We start from the raw sequence: 20,589 nt of genomic DNA on the forward strand, positions 1-20,589 counted from the left end.
CGCCGACCGCCTATGCCAGCTATTCTTATGACGAGATCGGCCGGTTGAAAAGCGAACTGCAGACCGGCACAACCGCACCGAAGTATTACCTGCAATATGATGTAACGGGCAAGGTAACGGCAATGTACAGCGATGCGGCAATGACAGCGCCAAATTTAATTACGTCCTATACTTATGATGAATATGGTAACCGGATAAAGATGGTAAATGCAAACGGTACCACTTATTACTTATACGACGGCTCAGGCAATGTCCTGGCTATTTATACAGCCACGACGGCAGCGCCTACGCCGGCGCAGGCGGAAGTTCCAGTGTATGCCAGTGAAAGGCTGGGCACTTATATGAAACCTGGCGGTAGTTACATATACGAGATCCGTGACAATGTCGGCAGCGTAAGGGTTGCACTGAACCGGACCAAGGTAAGCGGGCAGGCGGATGTATATACCTACAATGACTACTATCCATATGGCAGCATCGCCCGAAGCGGCGGAGCTACTTACCGGTATGATTACCAGGGTGCTTATGCGGAAAAAGATCCTGTAACCGGCCTGAACAACTTCCAATTGCGCATGTATGACAGTAAGATTGGAAGGTGGTTATCAACTGATCCCGCAGGTCAGCACGCATCACCTTATGAAGGTATGGGCAATAACCCGGTTGTTAAGAGTGATCCTAGTGGCGGCGAGGACGTTAACAGTCCGATTTACGATCGGGTTACAGGTGAATTTTTGGGCGTTGATGATCAAGGATTTACAGGCGATCTTTTATATATGGATAAGAGTGCCTACAATATATTATCAAATAACGGAGGAATTAAAATTGCACACGCTTTTGCCGAAACCATGGCGGAAAAGCCTTCTGTTAATTCAATAAATAATAATCCGTCAATATTTTCATTCTCAGGAATAACCTTACAGGCACTCAGCAACTCATTCACCGACATCCTTCAAAAAAGCGGTTTCGACAAAAGCCGCATTTATAATGCTGCAATCTCAATCAGATATCGCTATGAAAAAAATGAAAATAATATTGATGTTGGAAGTTATAACGATCCGATTATGCAATTGGCTATCGCGAGTTCAGCGAATAATTATAATGAAAGTGGAAAAGAAAATATAACTGTACATTTAGACAACGCAGTGAACTTCTATTTCAATACCGTTGAAAACGTTCAAAGCGGCCTTGGGGAACATGAATACCATTGGCATGGCGTACTCAGATTAGATAACAGTCATCATGAGGAGATTTTTAGACAACAAATTTTTCATAGTATATATTTTCACAGTACAACTCCAGAGTTTCAAAAATATTTAAGAAATGCCTATAATGAGTCAAAATAATTTTTTTATAAAATTGTCGGCTTCAAAGAATTATGTTAAAACGAAGCTATGTTTAATCGCGGTTTTTATTATTTTGTGTTTTATTTCGAGCTGTAAAAACAAGAGCGTAGTAACTATGGATCTGCGGAGCGTTGATATCAATTGCCATACGGACCAACTAGATGGCTATATTGTCTTTCATATCCGTTTAACAAACGAAACAAGCGATACGGTGCAATTTATAAGCAATGATTTTCCAAATTATGGTTATACTGGCTTTTATTTACTTAGCAATCGGTTCGATTCAGGTGCTGTTAGGCTGCAGGCCTCTGAAATGTATAAGTTGGTTAACGTTCCAAAAAATAAAGCCGGCTACATTTCTTTAATAGCCACCGTTGGATCCATAATAAAACAATTTGATAAGCACGACAAGCCACCCCGTGCATTAATCAAGGACTTTTTAACCTCAAATGACTATAAGCTTATATATGTCAACGATTCTGTGAATAACAAAGATTTCTTCAAGTACCAAGGAATTAAGGATGCAAATTTCAAAGTCGACTGCTTTGATGAGCAGCTCGTGAAATAGCGTTTAGTATTCAATGAAGATGAAATGCCTCCTCAGGCGCGAGTATTCCGCCCCATGCTGCTCCAAACGTTTTTCGCTGCCGCAGGCTCCAGCCTTGTGGTCCGCTGATAGGTAGCCAGAGTTCTTAACAACATTCCAATAGCCCGCTTTACTAACAAAGCGGGCTATTTTATGTGCGCTCGGCATGGGGGCAAACTATAGGGTTGAAGTCCCGAACGCGCTTTGATAGTGGAAGCGATAAGGCAAGGCAAGGGTGTCCTTCGCGAGGAGAAATCTGAAGGAAGCCGGCGGTAAATCTCTGGCCTGACGAACAGGAAGCAGATCAGGCAGTGTCATGTGGGTGAGTTTGCACGCCGGCGCTGGCGGAAGTACCGGTGTATGCCAGTGAAAGGCTGGGCACTTATATGAAATCTAGCGGTAGTTACGTATCCGACATAAGGGATAATGTTGGCAGCGTGCGGGTAGCGCTGAACCGCACCAAGGTAAGCGCTCAGGCGGATGTATATACCTATAATGACTACCATCCATATGGCAGCATCGCCCGAAGCGGCGGAACTACTTACCGGTATGATTACCAGGGAGCCTACTCTGAAAAGGACCCGGTACCCGGCCTGAACAAATTCCAGTTGAAGATGTATGATAGTAAGATTGGAAGGTGGTTATCAACTGACCCTGCAGGTCAGCACGCATCACCATATTAAGGGATGGGGGAATAACCCGATTAGCAGTAGTGATCCGACAGGTGGATATGACACGTGGTTCGGAGCTTTTTGGGCGGCATATGGCACGGCGGAGGACAAATACGTCAAAATGATAATCCCGATAATATTAATTACAAACAATATTATTATACTAGGGATGCAGAATATAAAGGTGAACGATTGGGGTTGCCGCAGTAGTTAATTATGGTAAGGGATCTCAATTAAATCAATGGATAAATAACGGCCTAGATAAAGCCGTAAGGTACGAATATGAAAGTCATTTGCATATGGGCGACTATGATAAGTATACGGGTTATACTAAAGGGTCCGGGGCCTTTGAACCTGTTTATATTGAGTATGATGCTGCTTTGGCAGTGGCCACAGCGGTGGTAGCGTGGAAGCTGAGAAGGAATGGCTGCAGTAAGAACCGCAGGGATAGCAGGAGAAGACGCTGTAGGAATAGCTGGGCCTAAAACAGCTATTCAAGTAGCAGGCTGAAGAAGGTTTCCAGATAGACTAACAGCTATAGAAGAAGTTAAAAATGTTGCCCATCAAAGTTTTACAGAGCAATTGAGAGATTTTTACCAATATTCGCAAGGCAGTGGTTGGGGTATGATTTTACATACAAAATCTAATAAAACTTTTCAGGGCCATTACAACAAATGATAAATAATGGAAGCATAATTCAAAAAACAATTCCAGGCTTATAAAACCCCAAAAAAATGAAATCTGAACTAGAATTAAAATTTCTTAAGCTGTTAAGAAAACCTATAAAATCAAATGTAGAAATAGAAGAGAAAGAAAAATTAAGAAATCTTTTTACGGAAGAGTTAAAAAGAGAAATAAAAGATTTATCTAAAGAGTTAAAAGAGGCAGAGGTAAAATATACTGACCCTTGGGATTTGGTTAACGCATCAGAACCCTATCCGGACGCTATAAACATATTAATAACACATCTGTCAAAACAATATCATTATAGAAATAAGCAAGGGATTGTGCGAGCATTAACGGTAAAAGAGGCCAGAGGCAAAGCAAACGCTACTTTAATTGCAGAATATAATAAAGTTCCAAAAGATAAAGAGAATGACAGTTTACGTTGGGCAATCGGCAATGCAATTTGGTTTATAATAACCCCAAACGATATTGAAAGTATTTTACCAATAGTTGAAGATAAGAAAAATGGGATGTCAAGGCATCGGTTTGTTTTAGCTTTAGGAAAGATAAAATCAAAAAAAAGCGAAAAATGTTTTAATAAAGCTGCTCAGTGACGAAGAGGTAGCCGTGTATGCCTTGGAGGCATTAGGGAAACCTAAATCAAAGAAAGCAAAAGAAAAAATTAGTATGCTTTTCAATGATTCAAATGCATTAATAAAAAAGGAAGCGCAGATAGCCTTAAAGAAGATCGGATAATTTAAAAGATGCGGCAGGTAAGGAACAATTGACAATACTTTATATTACTGTTGAAAATCTTCAGAATGGATTGGGGGGCATGAACTTCAATATCATGGAATAAAAAACCTGCGAAATGCCGACCATCTGGGGATATTCGAGGCTCAACTTAGAGCCAGTTCATGGCCGGAACCACCTACGCATTTAAAAATTTTATACTGGATCACTATAATGAAATTAAGAGATAAAAAAATGAAATTAAGAGATAAAAAGTCATTTTTATTATTCTATCTTTTCATTGCAATCCCCTATTTTGGGTGTAATAAAAATCATTTATCCATAACATTTAAAAATGTTTTTATTCAAAACTATAAATATCCTGTTGACGAAGAAACTATTCTTTTTTATCTCCAGGTAGTTAATGGAACCGACAAAGATATAGTACTGAATAAAAAAAGTAATGGAGGAACGCTGGAGGATTCTGGTTTTTTTTTAATCAGCAACGAATTTTATTCCGAAGCCGTTAAACTTAAAGCGAGCGGAGGAGACGAAGGGAAAAAAATTAAGAGCGGTCAATCTACTAATCTCTTATTGTTTTTGTCGGTAGACAAGCTGCGGTCGATATTAAAGAATAATCGCGATGAGAAATATTCTAATCAAGATATTATGGATTTCCTAACACGAGGCAACTATTCTTTAGTGTATATATCCTTTAAAGAACCCGGAACGCGAAATGTTTTAAAGTCAGATTCATTTAAAACAGTCGAAATCCATTCACCAGATACAATTCAAAAATTATTAACGCCTTAATTTTTAAATTTCAGAATAGGCCGCTACTGCAAATGATTTTTTCGCTACGGCAAAGCTCTAGCCTTGTGGTTTGATGATTGATAGCGCGCTTTACTACGAAGCGGGCTTATTTTATTCAAGACCTGGCCTCGCGCTGGTGACTAAACTAAAAAAGCGTCGGATCATGGTGTAACAGAGAAATCTGCTAAATACCGCATGGAATCGCTAATCGCCGGGCTAAGTTGTTTATAAAGTGCTGCCACATTATTCAGTAAACAGGTAAGAGCACTAATTTTAATCAAATCAAAAACTGGCACACGTTGATTAAATTAATTATGTCGTCAATTCTAAAAACATCAATTACACAGCCTTTTATCATCAGCTATTACATATATTTAGCATTTGGAACAGTGTAAAGTATTAAGTGTGAACTTTTTTAGGACGTGAAAAGGGATTGTTAGGCAGACCTTTTGCGCCTTTATCTGTTCTACTCGGAAGGCTTATTGGGGGACCAATTGGTTATTGCATCGGTTCAGGGGACGTATTGAAATAATTAAAAAAATGGGAAAAGAAAACATTTCAGTTCATACGAATTTGGAGTTGATCTTAGAATATTTATGTTCCACCGATATCGTTCAAAAAAGGATGATCGAGCAGGAGATTTCCTTCAGGAAGATGAGCGAGGTTAAGTTTCGTTTCTTCAAATTCATTTGCAAATGCGCGATTCCTTTTTTGGCATTTAATGAATTGCAATACGAGTCGTTTATGTATGAGGATCGCGAAATTGTAAGAAGTCTCACTATTGTTTTTTTCTTAATATTATCGTTTTTTGCGGGGTAGCAATTTTTGCATACTTGGTAATATAAGGATGATTTGAAGTTCTTATTGTGCAAGGATCAGTGCCTCCGGCGAATCGCAATTTTAAAATTAGACACACTTTACCGAATCAACTCCAGGGGACGTTTTAATTCAAAGGGTAAGTTGGAACTTAAAAATGAACCCAAAGGTTATTATGGGTTTAAATTAGGAAAGAAACCAACGGCTAATGAAGATTGGTTTACCATTGAGTTTGTAGACAGCAAAGGCAAATCATTTTCAGATGATAATAATTATTTAATTGGGATACTAAAAATAAAGCATTCGGATACGAGGCCGCGCCGTAATATTATAAGCTAATGAATAACCGCCTATGAAGAAACTTAATAATCTATAGTTTTGATTTTGCCGGTGGACAATTGGAAGTTCGAAATAGATTTTAAATCCGGTCGATCCGTGGATATTCTACCTGCGGATCGACTATATAGAAGCCGTTTTTTTACAATCTGAGCGCTCAATCACTACTATACATAAAAAGTCTGCAACGCTCAATCTATGCGGGTACATATCTTCATTGACCGTTTTAACCACAAACTGCTTCCTTTTTTCCTAAGGTGTTTCTAGCGCTAGCCTAAAGGAAGGAACATTAGTGTCTAGCTAAGTCAGGGTGCCCGCACCCTATATTCAATTCCCCTCCAACCACTGCAAAACCTCTTTCCTTTTACTACTCACCGGAAAAAGAGAACCCGTTAAATAATAAGGCGACAATGCCCGGGAGTCGATAGTGCAGTTTATCAGGTAATTCTCAAATAAAGTAGTTGTATTCCTATAAATAAACCGGCTTGTAAATACGCTTCCATCTATTTCGGTATTATCCTGCAACTCAAGTATCCCCTGCGAATAAACTTGACCTGTAATTTTTGTGTTTTTTTGTAAAGTGATAAATGGAGCCATTTGAGATCCCGTTTTGTCGTATGTGAAAATAGCACCCCAAAAGCTCGTGTTTTGCCCCACGTTAATTCTAATCGGCGAGCTTGTCGCTGATGAATGAAAACGCAAAACACCAAGACTGGAAGGGTAACCAAACGCACAGCGGGCCTCAACTCTTATTGAGTCAGTGGCAAAAAGTTGACATGTGCCATGAAAACCGGACTTAACAATTATAGCCCTTGCGTAAATCTGCACATTTTTCAGGACAACAGTACTATCAACAGTTATTGTCGTGTCAGAAAATAGTACGATATTTCCATTGATGCGCAGGTTACTTATGATTTTGGGAGTCTTTTTAAAATTGACTACATGTGTAGGGCGTAAAAATGAGTTTTGCAGCGAGTCTTTTGCCATTAAAACAGTATCACCCCCGACAGTATTGGTGAAATATTCTTCGAATGACTTTAACTTGCTTTCATCAAGTAATGGCAGCAATCGCTTACTATCGTGTTTTTTACCAATTATAAATCGTTTATCACCCTCATATGCCTTGCCATCAATATATGCGGCCTGGACGCCGGCTTTAGGGATATAGGCATCGCCGCGGATGGTAGTTTTGCCACTTAATGAAAACGGTCTGTCCTGGTCAATCAAATAAAGCGCGGTCCACTTGGCTGAGTCGATTTTAGAGGCAAATGAAAACGATTTGTAGAGTGTATCTTTTTGAATAAAGGCTTTTACAACACCGGCTTCATATATTCCCCAGTCGATCTTTTGTAATGAAACGGAGTCAGCATCGCTGCTAAAAAGACTAACCGTTTTTTGACTGGTAAATGATGCATCTGTGCTGGCAAGCAGGATATTAATTCCTGAATTTAAGTTACTATGGAGTTGGCTATACCTGAATTTTTTTTGATACTCTAATTTGTAAAAATAGGCTGATACTATAATTGCCGAGCAAAGCAACGCGATAACCAGCGTGATAATGATAACGATATACAGGGCAGAGGCTTTAACCATTGTATTAATTTTCAGTTTATATAAAAGTTAATATTCGGATTTTATATCACTCACTTTAAGGTCGTTGTGAACGCCGAACCAGTAAGCTGTCCGTCAAGTAAGTTCACCTTACTATTAAAAGTGCCAATATAGTAATTAATAAAGCATCGTTTATCGTGTTTCAATTCACAAATGATTGATTTTTGGACCTTTTTTCGTTGTGAAAATCACATGAATCACCTATCTTTATATCCTAAGATTTGCAATTAATCTGTATCAAAAAAGCGGTGAGTAATTCGGTGAGTACAGAATTTAAGCCGTAGTAAAATATTGAAAGTCAGCGATTTGGGAATGCAGTTCGATTCTCGTCGGCGACCACTAAAGGGGAAAGGCTATCAAAAGATAACTTTTCCCTTTTTTTTATGCTTTGTACCTGCCTGTTAAATCCTAAATTGCGAATTTTCGAACTATTGTAAATATTCGATCAATTCATTAATAATTTACGATATGCCATTGAATTAAAAAAGAAATAGTATAAATTCAAATATTTAAAAATCTAAACCTAATGAATACAATTAGTCTCAAAATAACCGACGAAACTTTTGCAGGAAAAATATTAAATGAGATCAGCATAGTGGTTTCCAGTGAGCGTTTAACCGTGAAAGATATTATTGCAGCCAGGGTTTATGCCGAAGTGGAAGATTATAACAATCGGATGCCCCAGGTATTCAATGGGCTGGTTCAACCAAAGGATGCCGAAATTGCTTTAAATGGCTTTCGGTTGAAACCGGCAAAAAAAGTGGATGCGGAAAAACAGCTTTACACTGCACTTGATGCTTTTCAGAAAAATGGTTTTTTTGTGCTGATTGACAATAAGCAAGCCGAGTCATTGGACGAGGAGGCTATTGTGGACAAAAAAAGTGTTGTAAGTTTTGTAAAATTAACACCTCTTGTAGGAGGCTGATCATGGGTATAGTCAATTTTCTGAAACAGTTCCTAACCAAAAGCGCTTCAAGTGTTGCTCTGGTAGAAGACACCTCTAACGACAAACTTTTTGATAAACTTGTATATAACTCTTGGGCTGAATTTGGAGTAAATAAATGGTGGTGGGATTTTAAGGCAGCTGAATCCATAGCCTTTAAAGATGATGTCCTTAGTCTTAATGATAAAGTAAAGGTTTCATTTATCGTTTACCTGGTTAAAAGAATTCATAACTTCTATGTTTCGCATAGATCGATGTCATCGGCTGACCGTGATTACCAGCGTGTAAATGTCTGCCAGGCATTTCTAAACCATTTGTTTAAAACAAGAATTGATATGGAAGATGACGATTTTGAGATCATCATCAATACTGCCATCTTATATAGCAAGAAAAACAGCTACGTAAAGGTCCCTTTAAAAGCTATATTAAATCAATTACAAAAGAAACATGACGTGCTGCCGCTGCCCGAAAGCCTGCAAGTTGTTTTAGCCGCATTACTTAGTAAACTGAAGAGTTCAGATGACTTTTGTGCAGAGTTGGAGCGTGCCAAGCTTAAGGAACAAGTTAACCATATATTATTCCCTCCGCAAAATAGTGAGTCGCTAAGGACAGTCCTTTTTCCAGGCGATGATGATTTCCCCATTTTAGCAAACACAAGCATCGCCTTATTACCCGCTGACGAAAAAGCTCTCTGGTACCAGCTTTTTACCATATGCAAAAAGGCGAGTGGTGCAAAGCCATCCAAAAGATACCTTGACGAAGGTGACGCCATCATAACCCAACTTGGAGATCGGTTTAAGCGAACATTGGTACCGTGGCTTGATTATTTAATTAGCTTGAAAGAGCGGGAGAAACGCAATCCGCAAACGGTTGGCAATCATACTTATATTGTAATATCATACGAGTTCATATCGCCGCCAGCGACAGAGTGTCTAAAGGGTTTGATTTGGCTCTGTGCGCTATCAAAAGACGCTTCGTTGATCAATCGTATTGCGCTATTGGCTGACAGATCTTATCGTAAAATTCCCGGTCAAGGCCAAACCTCCACAGCAATTGGCAATGCCTGTTTGTTCACATTATATAAAATAGAAGGGCTGGAAGGAATAAGCCATTTGTCGCGACTCAAGGTTCGGATCAAACTAGCCAGTACTTTAAACCTCATAGAAAAATACCTAGTGCAAGCTGCTGAAGAAAGGGACATCCCTGTTGGTAATATAGAGGATTTAGCCGTTGATGATTTTGGATTAATTGATGGCGAAAGGGCATTTGATATTGGTGACTATAAGGCCATTTTAAGAATAGAGAAAGTTGGGAAGATAAGCATCAACTGGTTAAAGGCCGATGGTTCGATACAAAAATCAGAACCAGTTGCCATTAAAGAGAAGCATGCCGGTGAGTTAAAAGAGATAAAACTTATAGCTAAACAGATTGAAGTGAATTTAAGCGCCCAGCGCGACAGAATTGAGGGTAGCTTTAAACAGGGCCGCAAGATGTCATGGTTACACTTTGAAACATACTATTTTAATCACGGTTTGCTAGCTTATCTCAGCCGTAAGCTGATCTGGAAAATGGAGACCAAGTCCGAGACAATTGATGCTTATTGGATAGATGGGCAATGGATAAATCAGGAGCAACAAATAATAGAAGCAACTGAAGTAAAAAGTATATTCCTTTGGCATCCGGCCACTTCCACAGTTGAAAATGTAAGGGCATGGCGAACATTCTTCCTGGTGAAGCAAATTCAGCAACCTATTAAACAGGCTTTCAGGGAAATTTACCTGCTGACCGATGCCGAGGTTAATACCCGTACATACAGTAATCGAATGGCCGGACATTTACTTAAGCAATATCAGTTCAATTCATTGGCGAGTATCCGCGGTTGGAAATATACCATACAGGGCCAATTTGATAATGGTGCCAATGGAATAGCAAGTCTTAAATTACCAGAATTTCATCTTGTGGCGGAATACTGGACCAACGCCGTTGATGCGGAAAATGCAATTAACAGCAGCGGTATCTTCAATTATGTAGCTACGGACCAGGTAAGGTTTATTTCCACACAACTGTCTGGCCCGGTCCACTTAATTGATATACCAGTGGTAGTATTTTCGGAAGTAATGCGTGACGTTGATCTGTTTGTCGGCGTCGCCAGTGTGGGCAATGATCCTAATTGGCGCGACAACGGCGGTTTGCCTGCCTACGGCGATTACTGGCAGAACTATTCGTTCGGTGATTTGACAGAGGTTGCCAAAAGTCGTAAAGAGATTTTAACACGATTGCTGCCACGTTTGAAAATTGCCAAGGTAGCAGAAATCAGGGATAAATTTCTAGTAGTTCAAGGGAAGAAAAGAACCTATAAAATCCATTTGGGAAGTACCAATATCTTAATGGAGCCAAACGATCAGTACCTGTGCATAGTGCCAGATCGTAACCCCAAAAATGTAACTGAAAATCTGTTTCTGCCGTTCGAGGGAGATAACGGGCTTTCGGTAATTATCAGTAAAGCCCTTTTGCTAGCTGACGATGATAAAATTAAAGATGTTACTATCACCAGGCAAATAGAGCGTTAAAATGGAAAAATAGTCCTTCTATAAATTTGCTTCCAAACCTGATGTTTTGTATCTTTATATCGTAAGATTTGTAAATAGTCTGCATCAAAAAATGGTTAGTAATTCGGTGCGTAGTTCATCGAGGACCATATAAAGTATTGTAAGTCAATAGGGTTTTAATCGTGTTGGATTCCCCTACGGGCTACAAAGGCAGTGTGAGTGTGGGAGCGAGAGCGGGACACTCACACTGCCTTTTCTTCATTGCTCACTTTCACACTCAAACTATCTCTATACTCACGTTCACACTCAAAGCCTTATCGTCATGTTCGATTTCGAAAACCTGGAAGTCTACAAAAAAGCTAAAGCCTTTAATTCTGTTGTTGGTAAGATGATTTTGACCAATCCTTCATTGGATGGAACAACCAAAAATCAATTGAGGCGAGCCTCGTTAAGTATCGTATTGAACATAGCAGAAGGGACAAGCAGGTTCAGTAAGGCCGACAGGAAAAATTTTTGTGTTGTAGCAAGATGTTCGGCATTTGAATGTGTTGCTGTTTTAGACATATTAAAGGATGACGGTGTGCTAGCCCCTGATCTTTTTACAACACTTTATAAGCAGGCAGAGGAAATTTCGAAAATGCTGTTTGCGATGATTAAAAATCTGGAAAGTTAAAATTATTATCGCGTTAGTTTTCAGCTCTGACGGGCAAAGGATACGCAGTCTCCGGGCATAGTAGTTCGTAGTAGGAAACTACGAACAGCGGCTTTTTTTTACGCGTGTATCGCGAGTGTGGACATCCAGATCACTAAGCGTTCCATTTTTCCGCACGGAACACCCTGGATATAGCGGAACACGCTGATTATCAAGCATTTTTAATTTGCTGCTTTTGAAATTACCTGATAATCAGAGATTTAATTCAGGGTTTACAGGCTGGGTTTACAGTATAGCCCGGCACAGTAGTAACTTACTGATATCCAAAATATTATAAAATAACAGGCTTTACACCTGTAAACCCACTCAAATTTACGGAATAAATTGTATGCATCAATTTATTTCTTTAATTTTACATAAACAATAAAGAGATATGAATGCGAACTTAAGCCTTGACCTCCTGGACGATTACATCGCCGGCAAGAAAAAAGCCGACGATGTTTTGGCCTTACCGCGTATCAGTAAAAAAGATCTGGAAAACCTCACCCAGGTGGAAACCGACTACCTGTATGAGCAAATCAGCCAAACCTATTACAGCCTGGAGGGCGAAAAGCGGGACCTGTTCACCCGCAAGATACAGCCGCTGCTGTCCGGCAGGTCAAACAAGGAAGCATGGGAACACAATCATTCGCAAATCAACGGCGCCATTGAAAAGCTGGTTGGTGAAACCGGCGCTATGCCCTCCCATAGCGCCCTGGCCCGCGAAACCGGCCTGAGCCGCCAAACCATTATCAAGCACCTGAAGGAATGTGGAAGTCAACCCGCCTTACGGTCCGGGGTGGAACAGTTAAAAAATATGGCCCCGACCGTGCTGTCAAAAATTTATGAGCTCGCCTGCACCGGCGACATAAAAGCCGCCCGCCTCTATTTCGAAATAATCGGTTCGCTAAGCCCCCGCGCCGCCCCTGGATTATAGTGAATGGGCAGCGGAAAACCTGGAACACGCGAAAAGTAAGGAAACATGCTGATGATCAGCTATTCAATATTATCCTTTTATTTTCTGTTTTAGCTTATAATAAGCGTATTCCGTTTTGGATCAATTGACTTTGTGTCCAAATGGAATTTGTTTCGCAAGCAGAATGCTTGCTACATTTTAGGTCGGAGTTACGCTGCGCTAAACTTCGACCAGGTGGGGGGAGGACGCTTAACCGGGCGGGGGAACTTTTTCCCTTTTTGTATCCCCTGTAACTGTATAAATAAAATATTGGAATTATATCCGTATTTTTCGGATTCAAAACCACTCAATTATCACCGCTCAATGAAAATTATTGCTGTCCGGCCACATATTGGTTGCAATCCCAATTTCCTTAAAGTATTAAAAAGCAATAAACTTTATAGATTTTATACCGATTACGAAATTGACCCTCAAGATAAATTAACTGTCGAAAATGAATTAGCTGAAGACGTTTTTTTCAATGAAAAAACCTCTGAACAGTTGACTGTTAATATTTCAGCAATTGTAGGAAAAAATGGATCCGGGAAAAGCAGTTTGATTGAACTCATTATGAGGGCGATTAATAACATTGCTTTTGTGTATATGAAACCTAGCCATAAGCTCATCTTTATTCCCAAAGTAAACCTTGACCTTTTTTTTGAGGTTGACAGCGAATTTTATAAGTGTCAGCTTAAAGGGAAACAGATAAGTTTTTATAAAAGAAATAAAGAGACTAAGATGATCAAGGACGCCGTTAAGGATTTTGATCTTAGAAATTTTTTTTACACGATTGCCGTCAATTATTCTCACTATGCCTATAATTTGGGCGATTTCGCTGGCGAGGGTGGTTGGCTGACCGGGGTTTTTCATAAAAATGATGGCTACCAGACACCACTCGTACTCAATCCGTTTAGGGAAGCGAATGATATTGCGATTGATAACGAAAAACATTTAGTCAAATCGCGTCTTATCGTAAACTTAGCCCTTGCAATGCAGAATAAGAATATCGAAATGAAAAAACTTTCGGACGGGGCTGAGGTACAATTCATCCGGCTAAAAAAAAGGACGGGGATTGACAAGACACCAATTTACAGTATTACAGAGGATAGGATAGATAAGGACGGAAAAATAGAATTGGTAGATGTAAACGTTACCGTCGGGGATATTTTTTCATTACAAGAGAGAGTTACGTTTTTGAGAAGGCTTGCGATAGTTTATAAGTTTCCATATGATGACGATCCTGAAGCGAAATATAAAGAAGTTTATGATTATTTAATTTACAAGACGGTCCGAATTGCGATCAAATATTTCAGGGAAGATCTGATATTCTTTGAAAAAGGCAAAAAATTTGATTCGGTTAAACTGGATAAATGGATTAGTAATTTATTAAAGGAACCGAGCCATATCACCCTAAAACTCCGTCAAACAATAAACTTTCTGAATCAAGAACATTTCAAATATGAAGATCGGGATTTAGATTTAATAGCCCTTGATAAAAGTATATCGGGGATAAATGAAAACCGAAAGAAAAAAATTGAAGTTATAGACTTAATTCCACCTCCCATTTTTGATGTTGAGATTTTCCTTAAAACCACTCATGGAAAGAAAATCATTCCTTTCAGTTCATTGAGTTCCGGAGAAAAGCAGCTTACCTATTCAACAAATTCATTGTTATACCACTTATTAAATATCGAATCGGTCTATTCAAATACGTCAAAAAGAACCGCTTATAGAAATGTCAATATTTTTTTAGAGGAGGTGGAGCTTTATGCTCACCCGGATATGCAGAGAAAATACGTCTCTACCATTCTCAGTGGGATAAAAAATCTTGGGCTAAAGAAAATTCGTGGTATAAACATCAGTTTTCTTACACATTCTCCTTTTATACTTACCGATATCCCTAATTCAAATATTCTTTTTCTGACGGATAATGGCAACATGCTCGAAAAATCAAAATGTCCCAAAACATTTGGAGGAAACATTCATGATTTGCTAGCAGATAGCTTTTTTCTTAAGGAAGGAACAATTGGTTCTTTTTCTCATGAAGTCATTAACAAAGTCATTGAGGATATAAATAAGCTAGATAAAAATGCAGCAAAGAAAGTAAAAGATCAGTTACTAAGTGTAATTGAAATAATCGGTGAACCTTTTATCCGAATGAAAGTTTTTGACTTATTTTATTCAAAATTTTCCAAGGAAAACAGAATTTTAGAGCTTGAGGAAGAATTAAAGAGATTAAAAAATGATTAATATATCTTATAACGATAATAATGCCGAAATACACTATTTGGCATTAGCTGATCAACTGCAGACAAGGTTAGGTAATATTATTAAGTCTAGAAAGGTTACGATTAACTCCGTAAAATATTATGTCGATAACGTGTTACTTGTGTATTTAAAGACACTTCAGACAGAGTCAAATCTAAAAGCCCTTATAACGGCAAGGCCTGAAAAGTTCCGCGGCATCATCAAAACATTACGGAGGAGAATCCCAAATATTCTGGATAGCACTTCCGATTCAAATAGAGTTTTGTATAATCTATTCATTAAAAGCGGGTACGATGATGAAAGCTTCAAAAAACTGGATTTCATTGAAAGAATTGGAATGGATACCTGTGTTTATTGTAATCGAACCTATACTTTTTCTTTGGAGAAGAAGAAAAAAATAAAGCCAGAAATTGATCATTTCATGCCTAAGAGTAAATATCCTTTCCTAGGCGTATCCTATTACAATCTAATTCCTAGTTGCCAGATTTGCAACGGACTGGATGCGAAAAACCAGAACGATCCCATAGATTATGGTGTGCGGAATCCTTATGATATTAAAAACTCGGATTTTAAATTCCGTTATGAAATCAAAACTGGAAATGTTCTAAATACACTGACTGATTCCCAAAGCATCGCTCTTTCTTTTTCAAAAAAAATAAATGGTAATCTCAAAATGTTCAAACTCCAGGAATTATACGATAAACATAAGGATCATGTAGTAGAACTTATTGTTCTGAGTAAATCAAAATATGTTGAAACCTACCGTGAATATTTAAGATCGTATAAAGAGAAAGGTTTAAAATTCAGCGATAATGAAATCGACAGGATGATCATGGGTAATTATGTTTCAGAAATAGAGCTACATAAAAGACCTCTGGCAAAATTATATCATGATATAGGAAAGCAGTTGGGGTTGATAATTTAGTCACGGCTATTAGACTGACTGTAATAATGTCATCATTGCCAGCCTGAGCAGGACTCACAATTTTTGCTATACTGCCAACCTTTTTTAGTCTTCTAAAAGCAGTTCGATATTCTTCCCTTAAAGGCTACACAGCCACTTTGCAAAAGTAAGGCGGCTTTTTTTGTTTACTGTTGCATCGCGGGCGCGAATACCCGCAATTATTTTCAGTTAAGCATGAGCTGCTTAACCGGGCAAGGTACACGGCCGTTTACATCCCAGTCCGGATACCCGGCTTCATAAATTTGTTTAATACCAGCCCGCGAAAGCGGGCCTTTCTTTTATTAAACAATTGTGCTAAATTTATCCTAAATCTTATTTTTCTCCTGAAATGCCTAAACACGCAGTATTTCCTTACATGCTTTTCACAAAGTTTGTTGACGAACCGACCTTAAAAAAGCTTTGTCTATTTTTTGACCATATTTATGTTAATGAAAATAGTCTTGGTCAAATTGTAAATTTTACTCCCAAACAGACAAGCGAGTATGCTGAATCCAATAATTACGAAAAGGCTACATGGCAATATCTTTTAGATAAGAATGTTGTAAAAACATATCCTTTTTTTTCGGGAAAATTCGACGCTCCGACTGAAGGAGAGGAAAGCTTTTTAGTAGAATTGTTCAAAAGCCTTATGCCGCAATCAAACGCAGCAAAGGCTAACATCGACGAAATGACCGAAAAAGAAAAGGAGCAATTAAGACAACAATTCTATTTACATCATTTTCTTAGTCATGACGTCATGATCAGGCTTGATACGCTTCAACTCCGTAATCAGTTTGATGATGAATTTTATCCTATCGTCAGAACTAACGGATCATTTGAACCGAAGGGCCAGGCAAAAAAAAGTAGTGTTATTCAATTTCTTCTGAATGATATTCCCGAACCCGATTTTAATACATCATGGGAACAAATCATAGAGTTTAAAAGTGATGAAGACACTAAGATTAAATATTTAGCATTAATTAACTGGACAAATAAAGTAAGCCAGAGCGAAACTTCTTTAAGTGATCTGAAAGATGAATATGAGTATTTATACCATGATTATATAAAGCACTTTAAATTGCATAAACTCAAATACAACAATACTGTGCTGGAACTTATTGTGAACGCAGGAGTAGCTGTATTTTCTGCATTTCAAACGGGTGCATACATTCCTGTTGTCAAAAACTTACTTCAAATGAACTTGTCGCAAGCAAATCTTGCTGCTGATGAGGCGAAAATTCCAGGTAAAGAAGTCGCTTATATTTATCATGCTAAACAGCAATTTAGCAATAAAGACTAACAACTTGATGGCAACATTTGATATTGACTATCTAAAGAAACTAATCGCCAATGGCGTAGAAGAAGATAGCGAGTTAGAGTACAAAGCCGCCGCCGCATTGCAACGGGATGATAAGAAAATCACCGAGGCAACTAAAGACGTTTCCGCATTTGCCAACTCCAATGGCGGTATATTGATTTACGGTATCAGCGAAGACCGAACCAATAGACATTTGCCGGGCAACATCGACCCGGTAGACCGCAAGGCCATTACTAAAGAATGGCTCGAACAGATTTTAAACGCCAGGATAAGACCCCGCATACATGGCATAAAAATCCATGTGGTGACAATTGCAGATGATAAAGTGGTTTACATTTTAAAAATACCTAAAGGTGAGACAGCCCATCAAGCTAATGATAAACTATATTACAGGCGGCACAACTTCAGTGTCGAATCTATGTTTGATTCCGAGATACGCGATGTCATGGCCAGGCAAAAAGCGCCTCAGATCAAAGTTCATTTTGACGTTACAAAAAAGCCCAACATACTGATTGCGCCGAATGATAGACCCATGCTTCACCAGCAAAGGCCAATGCTATTTTCTTTAAATGTTTATATCGAAAACGTGGGGAAAATGTATGCCACCTATATTAACATCGTACTAACCCTGCCGGAGCGAATAATCGATTTAATGTGCGATGAAGGAGATAAAAGGACTATACAAATTTCTCTTGATAACAAGGTTAGAGATGAGATCGAAATACAGGACGCTAACCGACCGATGTTTTTTGCTATAGAGCACACGGACAAGCCCAAACAATATGGGCCACCAAGAAATGAGCCACTATTGCCCGGTATGCAGATGCCCTTGAAATCTTTCCCTGTTTACATCGAAAATATTGCAGATGGGGACGTACTAAGCTGGACACTACACGCCGATAACGCAGAACCCCAAACCGGCACATTAGAGTTCGGTCAGGTAGCAATAATTTGAACTTAAATAACCATAAACTATCTAATTGGCAACACCATAAAGGCCCGGCCTTTTTAAAACCGGGCTTTAAATGGTATTTGGGTGGGCCATATTCTTCATTCATTGTCGAAATCAGCAGCAATCGCTCTCAAAAGTGTTTCCGTTACCTATAGCGTGGGCTACAAAGCCGCGTTACGAAAGTAGGGCGGCTTTGTAATTTAAGAGTATGAACACTCACAATTGTTTTCAATTAAGCGTTCACGATTAACCGGAGGCCAATCCCTCAAATACAATACCGCGGATCCCCTTCAAGTACCTCCTGTTCAAGCCTCGGCGCCTCTCCTGCCTTCCACAAATTTGTGCGATGCACGACACGATAGGTCAAAGGGCCACCATCAGGACGCCCGCTGGGTTCCAAGGGACGCGGGATGCATACAAACTCCGCCGAAAGTTGCTCGGCAGTGGCAGTCATCATTACATAACCATGGCCACCGAAATCGAGCAATGACAGATGCGGCGCCACGTCCGGGTTGCGCACTGCACGGGCTTGCTCCATATCCCCGGTCTCTTTTAACTTTAGTGTCGACAGCACCCCATGCAAAGCGGTAACGTTCATAGAAGGGATCACGGTGCCATCCGGCTGATCGATCAGGTGCAGTACGCGTTTCGGATGGTTTTTGGCCATGGTTACTTCCAATACTTCGAAGAGCGTCTGCTGCGATACGGAACCGGTAATGAATTCCACGCCCAGTGGTTCGTATTTCTTCGGCGGCAGCTCTTTAGAGGCTAAGCCGGCATGAAACGCATGGCGATCGCCCCCAACAACACAAAAACCTGTGACTTTATGGTCTTTTATAAAATCAAATATGATGTCTTTGTCACGAAGGAACCGGTTATCTATTACGGCATATCCTACATCTTTAGGCCACTTGGCGCCCAATTCGCCGGGTAAATTTTGATAATCGCTGCGTACTTCCATGGTGCCAAAACCGTGTCCCCATATTTTCCAGCGCGCATTAGACGCTCCGAGTTGTTCTAAAAACCAGTTTCTCTGTTCGCTGCCGAGGTAAGTTTGGGCATGGACATTTTTTGTAGGATTAGGGATAGCTTTGCCATTGAATTGTATGGTTTCCGGTGGGTTATCCCCATTGTAATGACGGCCATAATTCATTATTTCAAAAGGTATCTGCGCGTCTACCCTTAGGTATTCCGGCACATTAAAATCATCAGTCGACATATCAGGAGAGCGGAATGACCAGTTATCGGTCAGCAGTAGGTCTACATTCCTGCCCCAACGCAATACACGTTGTATCTTCAGGCTGTGGATCGCCTTCAGGTTATTAGGCTCTTCTGAGAGTCCTTCTTCGTTGAACTTTTCCATGGGTGTATCCACCACTGCGGGAGCATTAAAATGTTCCAGTTTTGGGTTACCGGGCTGTTTAACCATTGCCGGCATGAACTCCCACCAGGCCTGGTTGGCCGAGATTTTTTGGTTTTGTGCAGGGGCGCTGTAGCCGCCACCTGCCACATACTGGCTCTGGTATCCTGCCCAGGCAAATTCGTGATTATCCCAAATACATACAAATGGCCAGCGGGCGCGGGCGTCCTGTAAGTCGGGATCCTCGAGATAGGCGCGGTAGAGTGTACGATAATCTTCCAGGGTAGCAGGGAGATGAAAATTGCTAACCTTTCGGCCTTGCGGAAACTTATACAGGTTCCTGATGCGACGGCCACGGTTTCCGTTCGGATTATCTTCGGCATACCAGGTTACCTCGTAAATAAAATCGCCCAGGTGCAACACAAAATTAAGTCGTTGCTCTTTCGGACGCGCCTCATCTTCAAAGATCATCTTCCGGTAAGCGTTCATGGCAGCTTCGTTAGGGCATTGACAACATACAAAGGTAAAACGAACAGGGGTATCCGAATCATCGCCGGGCGCTGTAATGGTGCGGCCTATCCGGCTTGCGAAACCATGATCATCAATGAAGCGGTACCAGTACTCGCGATCGGGTTTGAGATCTGTAGCCATGAAACGGCATGTCCAATCTGAATCAGCACTAATATTTGCAGTACCGCCTGCCATGATTTTATTGAATTGCGGGCTGGCCGATATTTCAACGATCAGCTTGCTGGCGAAATTTCCGTTTACCGGTGGTCGCCTGGTCCACAAGATGACTGTGTCAGCTGTTGGGTCGCCTGATGCTACACCTTGTGGAAAAAGGTCCCTGCGCTCAATTGCTTTAGCGGGCAATTTGTTTGCCCAACCTTTTTTTGTTGTTAGCACGACGCCAATGGACAGGGATTGTAAGAATTTACGGCGGGTTAAATTCATTAGATTTCTATGCTATAATTTTCTTATCCGGGATTTACAGCATGCACAATATAAACTTACTTATTAATTCACGATAGGCGTAAAT

The 20,589-nt window shown here is 39.9% G+C and carries 19 protein-coding genes; 16 read left to right on the forward strand and 3 right to left on the reverse strand.

Features of this window, described 5'->3' with window-relative positions; all coding sequences use genetic code 11:
- Together NAF19_RS15580 and NAF19_RS15585 are read left to right on the forward strand one after the other, a co-directional pair.
- Positions 1–1,340 (forward strand): RHS repeat domain-containing protein (locus NAF19_RS15580; protein ID WP_252790995.1); only part of this gene is annotated, 1,340 nt, incomplete at its 5' end.
- A gap of 115 nt (positions 1,341–1,455) precedes the next feature.
- Positions 1,456–1,908 (forward strand): hypothetical protein, encoded by a 453-nt coding sequence (locus NAF19_RS15585; protein ID WP_252790996.1) that lies wholly within the window; start codon positions 1,456–1,458, stop codon positions 1,906–1,908.
- Between the two features lie 3 nt (positions 1,909–1,911).
- On the opposite strand, the gene NAF19_RS15590 is transcribed toward NAF19_RS15585, so the two are convergent.
- A complete protein-coding gene (locus NAF19_RS15590; RefSeq protein WP_252790997.1) occupies positions 1,912–2,094 on the reverse strand; it encodes a hypothetical protein in 183 nt (60 codons plus the stop codon).
- 218 nt (positions 2,095–2,312) lie between these two features.
- On the opposite strand from NAF19_RS15590, the gene NAF19_RS15595 reads away from it, so the two are divergent.
- The 6 genes from NAF19_RS15595 (at position 2,313) to NAF19_RS15615 (ending at position 5,963) form a co-directional block, all read left to right on the forward strand.
- The gene (locus NAF19_RS15595) at positions 2,313–2,609 is read left to right on the forward strand and encodes an RHS repeat-associated core domain-containing protein (protein ID WP_252790998.1); all 297 of its coding nucleotides are present in this window, start codon (positions 2,313–2,315) and stop codon (positions 2,607–2,609) included.
- A gap of 287 nt (positions 2,610–2,896) precedes the next feature.
- Positions 2,897–3,082, forward strand: a complete 186-nt coding sequence (locus tag NAF19_RS15600) for a hypothetical protein (RefSeq protein ID WP_252790999.1) — start codon at positions 2,897–2,899, stop codon at positions 3,080–3,082.
- 52 nt (positions 3,083–3,134) lie between these two features.
- Positions 3,135–3,275 (forward strand): putative toxin, encoded by a 141-nt coding sequence (locus NAF19_RS30800; protein WP_502213790.1) that lies wholly within the window; start codon positions 3,135–3,137, stop codon positions 3,273–3,275.
- 56 nt (positions 3,276–3,331) lie between these two features.
- A complete protein-coding gene (locus NAF19_RS15605) occupies positions 3,332–3,877 on the forward strand; it encodes a hypothetical protein (RefSeq protein ID WP_252791000.1) in 546 nt (181 codons plus the stop codon).
- A 373-nt stretch (positions 3,878–4,250) separates the two neighbouring features.
- Positions 4,251–4,808: a hypothetical protein gene (locus NAF19_RS15610; RefSeq protein ID WP_252791001.1), complete on the forward strand. Its 558-nt coding sequence runs from the start codon at positions 4,251–4,253 to the stop codon at positions 4,806–4,808.
- 960 nt (positions 4,809–5,768) lie between these two features.
- Entirely contained in the window at positions 5,769–5,963 is a 195-nt protein-coding gene (locus NAF19_RS15615) for a hypothetical protein (protein ID WP_252791002.1), read from the forward strand.
- Positions 5,964–6,287: 324 nt separating this feature from the next.
- On the opposite strand, the gene NAF19_RS15620 is transcribed toward NAF19_RS15615, so the two are convergent.
- Positions 6,288–7,553, reverse strand: coding sequence for a hypothetical protein (locus NAF19_RS15620; RefSeq protein WP_252791003.1), 1,266 nt, complete (start codon positions 7,551–7,553; stop codon positions 6,288–6,290).
- Positions 7,554–8,097: 544 nt separating this feature from the next.
- Here NAF19_RS15620 and NAF19_RS15625 point away from each other — a divergent pair.
- The 8 genes from NAF19_RS15625 to NAF19_RS15660 all read left to right on the forward strand — a co-directional run bounded on the left by NAF19_RS15625 (position 8,098) and on the right by NAF19_RS15660 (position 18,193).
- Positions 8,098–8,496 (forward strand): hypothetical protein, encoded by a 399-nt coding sequence (locus tag NAF19_RS15625; RefSeq protein ID WP_252791004.1) that lies wholly within the window; start codon positions 8,098–8,100, stop codon positions 8,494–8,496.
- A gap of 2 nt (positions 8,497–8,498) precedes the next feature.
- The gene (locus NAF19_RS15630) at positions 8,499–11,084 is read left to right on the forward strand and encodes a DUF4132 domain-containing protein (protein WP_252791005.1); all 2,586 of its coding nucleotides are present in this window, start codon (positions 8,499–8,501) and stop codon (positions 11,082–11,084) included.
- 301 nt (positions 11,085–11,385) lie between these two features.
- On the forward strand, positions 11,386–11,736 hold the full coding sequence (locus tag NAF19_RS15635; RefSeq protein WP_252791006.1) for a four helix bundle protein: 351 nt from the start codon (positions 11,386–11,388) through the stop codon (positions 11,734–11,736).
- Between the two features lie 412 nt (positions 11,737–12,148).
- The gene (locus NAF19_RS15640) at positions 12,149–12,691 is read left to right on the forward strand and encodes a hypothetical protein (protein ID WP_252791007.1); all 543 of its coding nucleotides are present in this window, start codon (positions 12,149–12,151) and stop codon (positions 12,689–12,691) included.
- A gap of 342 nt (positions 12,692–13,033) precedes the next feature.
- A complete protein-coding gene (locus tag NAF19_RS15645) occupies positions 13,034–14,959 on the forward strand; it encodes an AAA family ATPase (RefSeq protein WP_252791008.1) in 1,926 nt (641 codons plus the stop codon).
- The gene (locus NAF19_RS15650) at positions 14,952–15,902 is read left to right on the forward strand and encodes an HNH endonuclease (protein ID WP_252791009.1); all 951 of its coding nucleotides are present in this window, start codon (positions 14,952–14,954) and stop codon (positions 15,900–15,902) included. The genes NAF19_RS15645 and NAF19_RS15650 overlap by 8 nt, the downstream gene beginning before the upstream one ends.
- Before the next feature lie 367 nt (positions 15,903–16,269).
- Positions 16,270–17,220 carry a hypothetical protein gene (locus NAF19_RS15655; protein WP_252791010.1) on the forward strand — a complete coding sequence of 317 codons (951 nt, stop codon included), beginning with the start codon at positions 16,270–16,272 and terminating at the stop codon, positions 17,218–17,220.
- Between the two features lie 7 nt (positions 17,221–17,227).
- Positions 17,228–18,193 (forward strand): AlbA family DNA-binding domain-containing protein, encoded by a 966-nt coding sequence (locus tag NAF19_RS15660; protein ID WP_252791011.1) that lies wholly within the window; start codon positions 17,228–17,230, stop codon positions 18,191–18,193.
- Between the two features lie 262 nt (positions 18,194–18,455).
- On the opposite strand, the gene NAF19_RS15665 is transcribed toward NAF19_RS15660, so the two are convergent.
- A complete protein-coding gene (locus NAF19_RS15665; protein WP_252791012.1) occupies positions 18,456–20,504 on the reverse strand; it encodes an alkaline phosphatase D family protein in 2,049 nt (682 codons plus the stop codon).
- Positions 20,505–20,589: the final 85 nt, after the last annotated feature.

Source organism: Mucilaginibacter flavidus, assembly GCF_024055575.1.
GTDB classification, from domain to species: Bacteria; Bacteroidota; Bacteroidia; order Sphingobacteriales; family Sphingobacteriaceae; genus Mucilaginibacter; species Mucilaginibacter flavidus.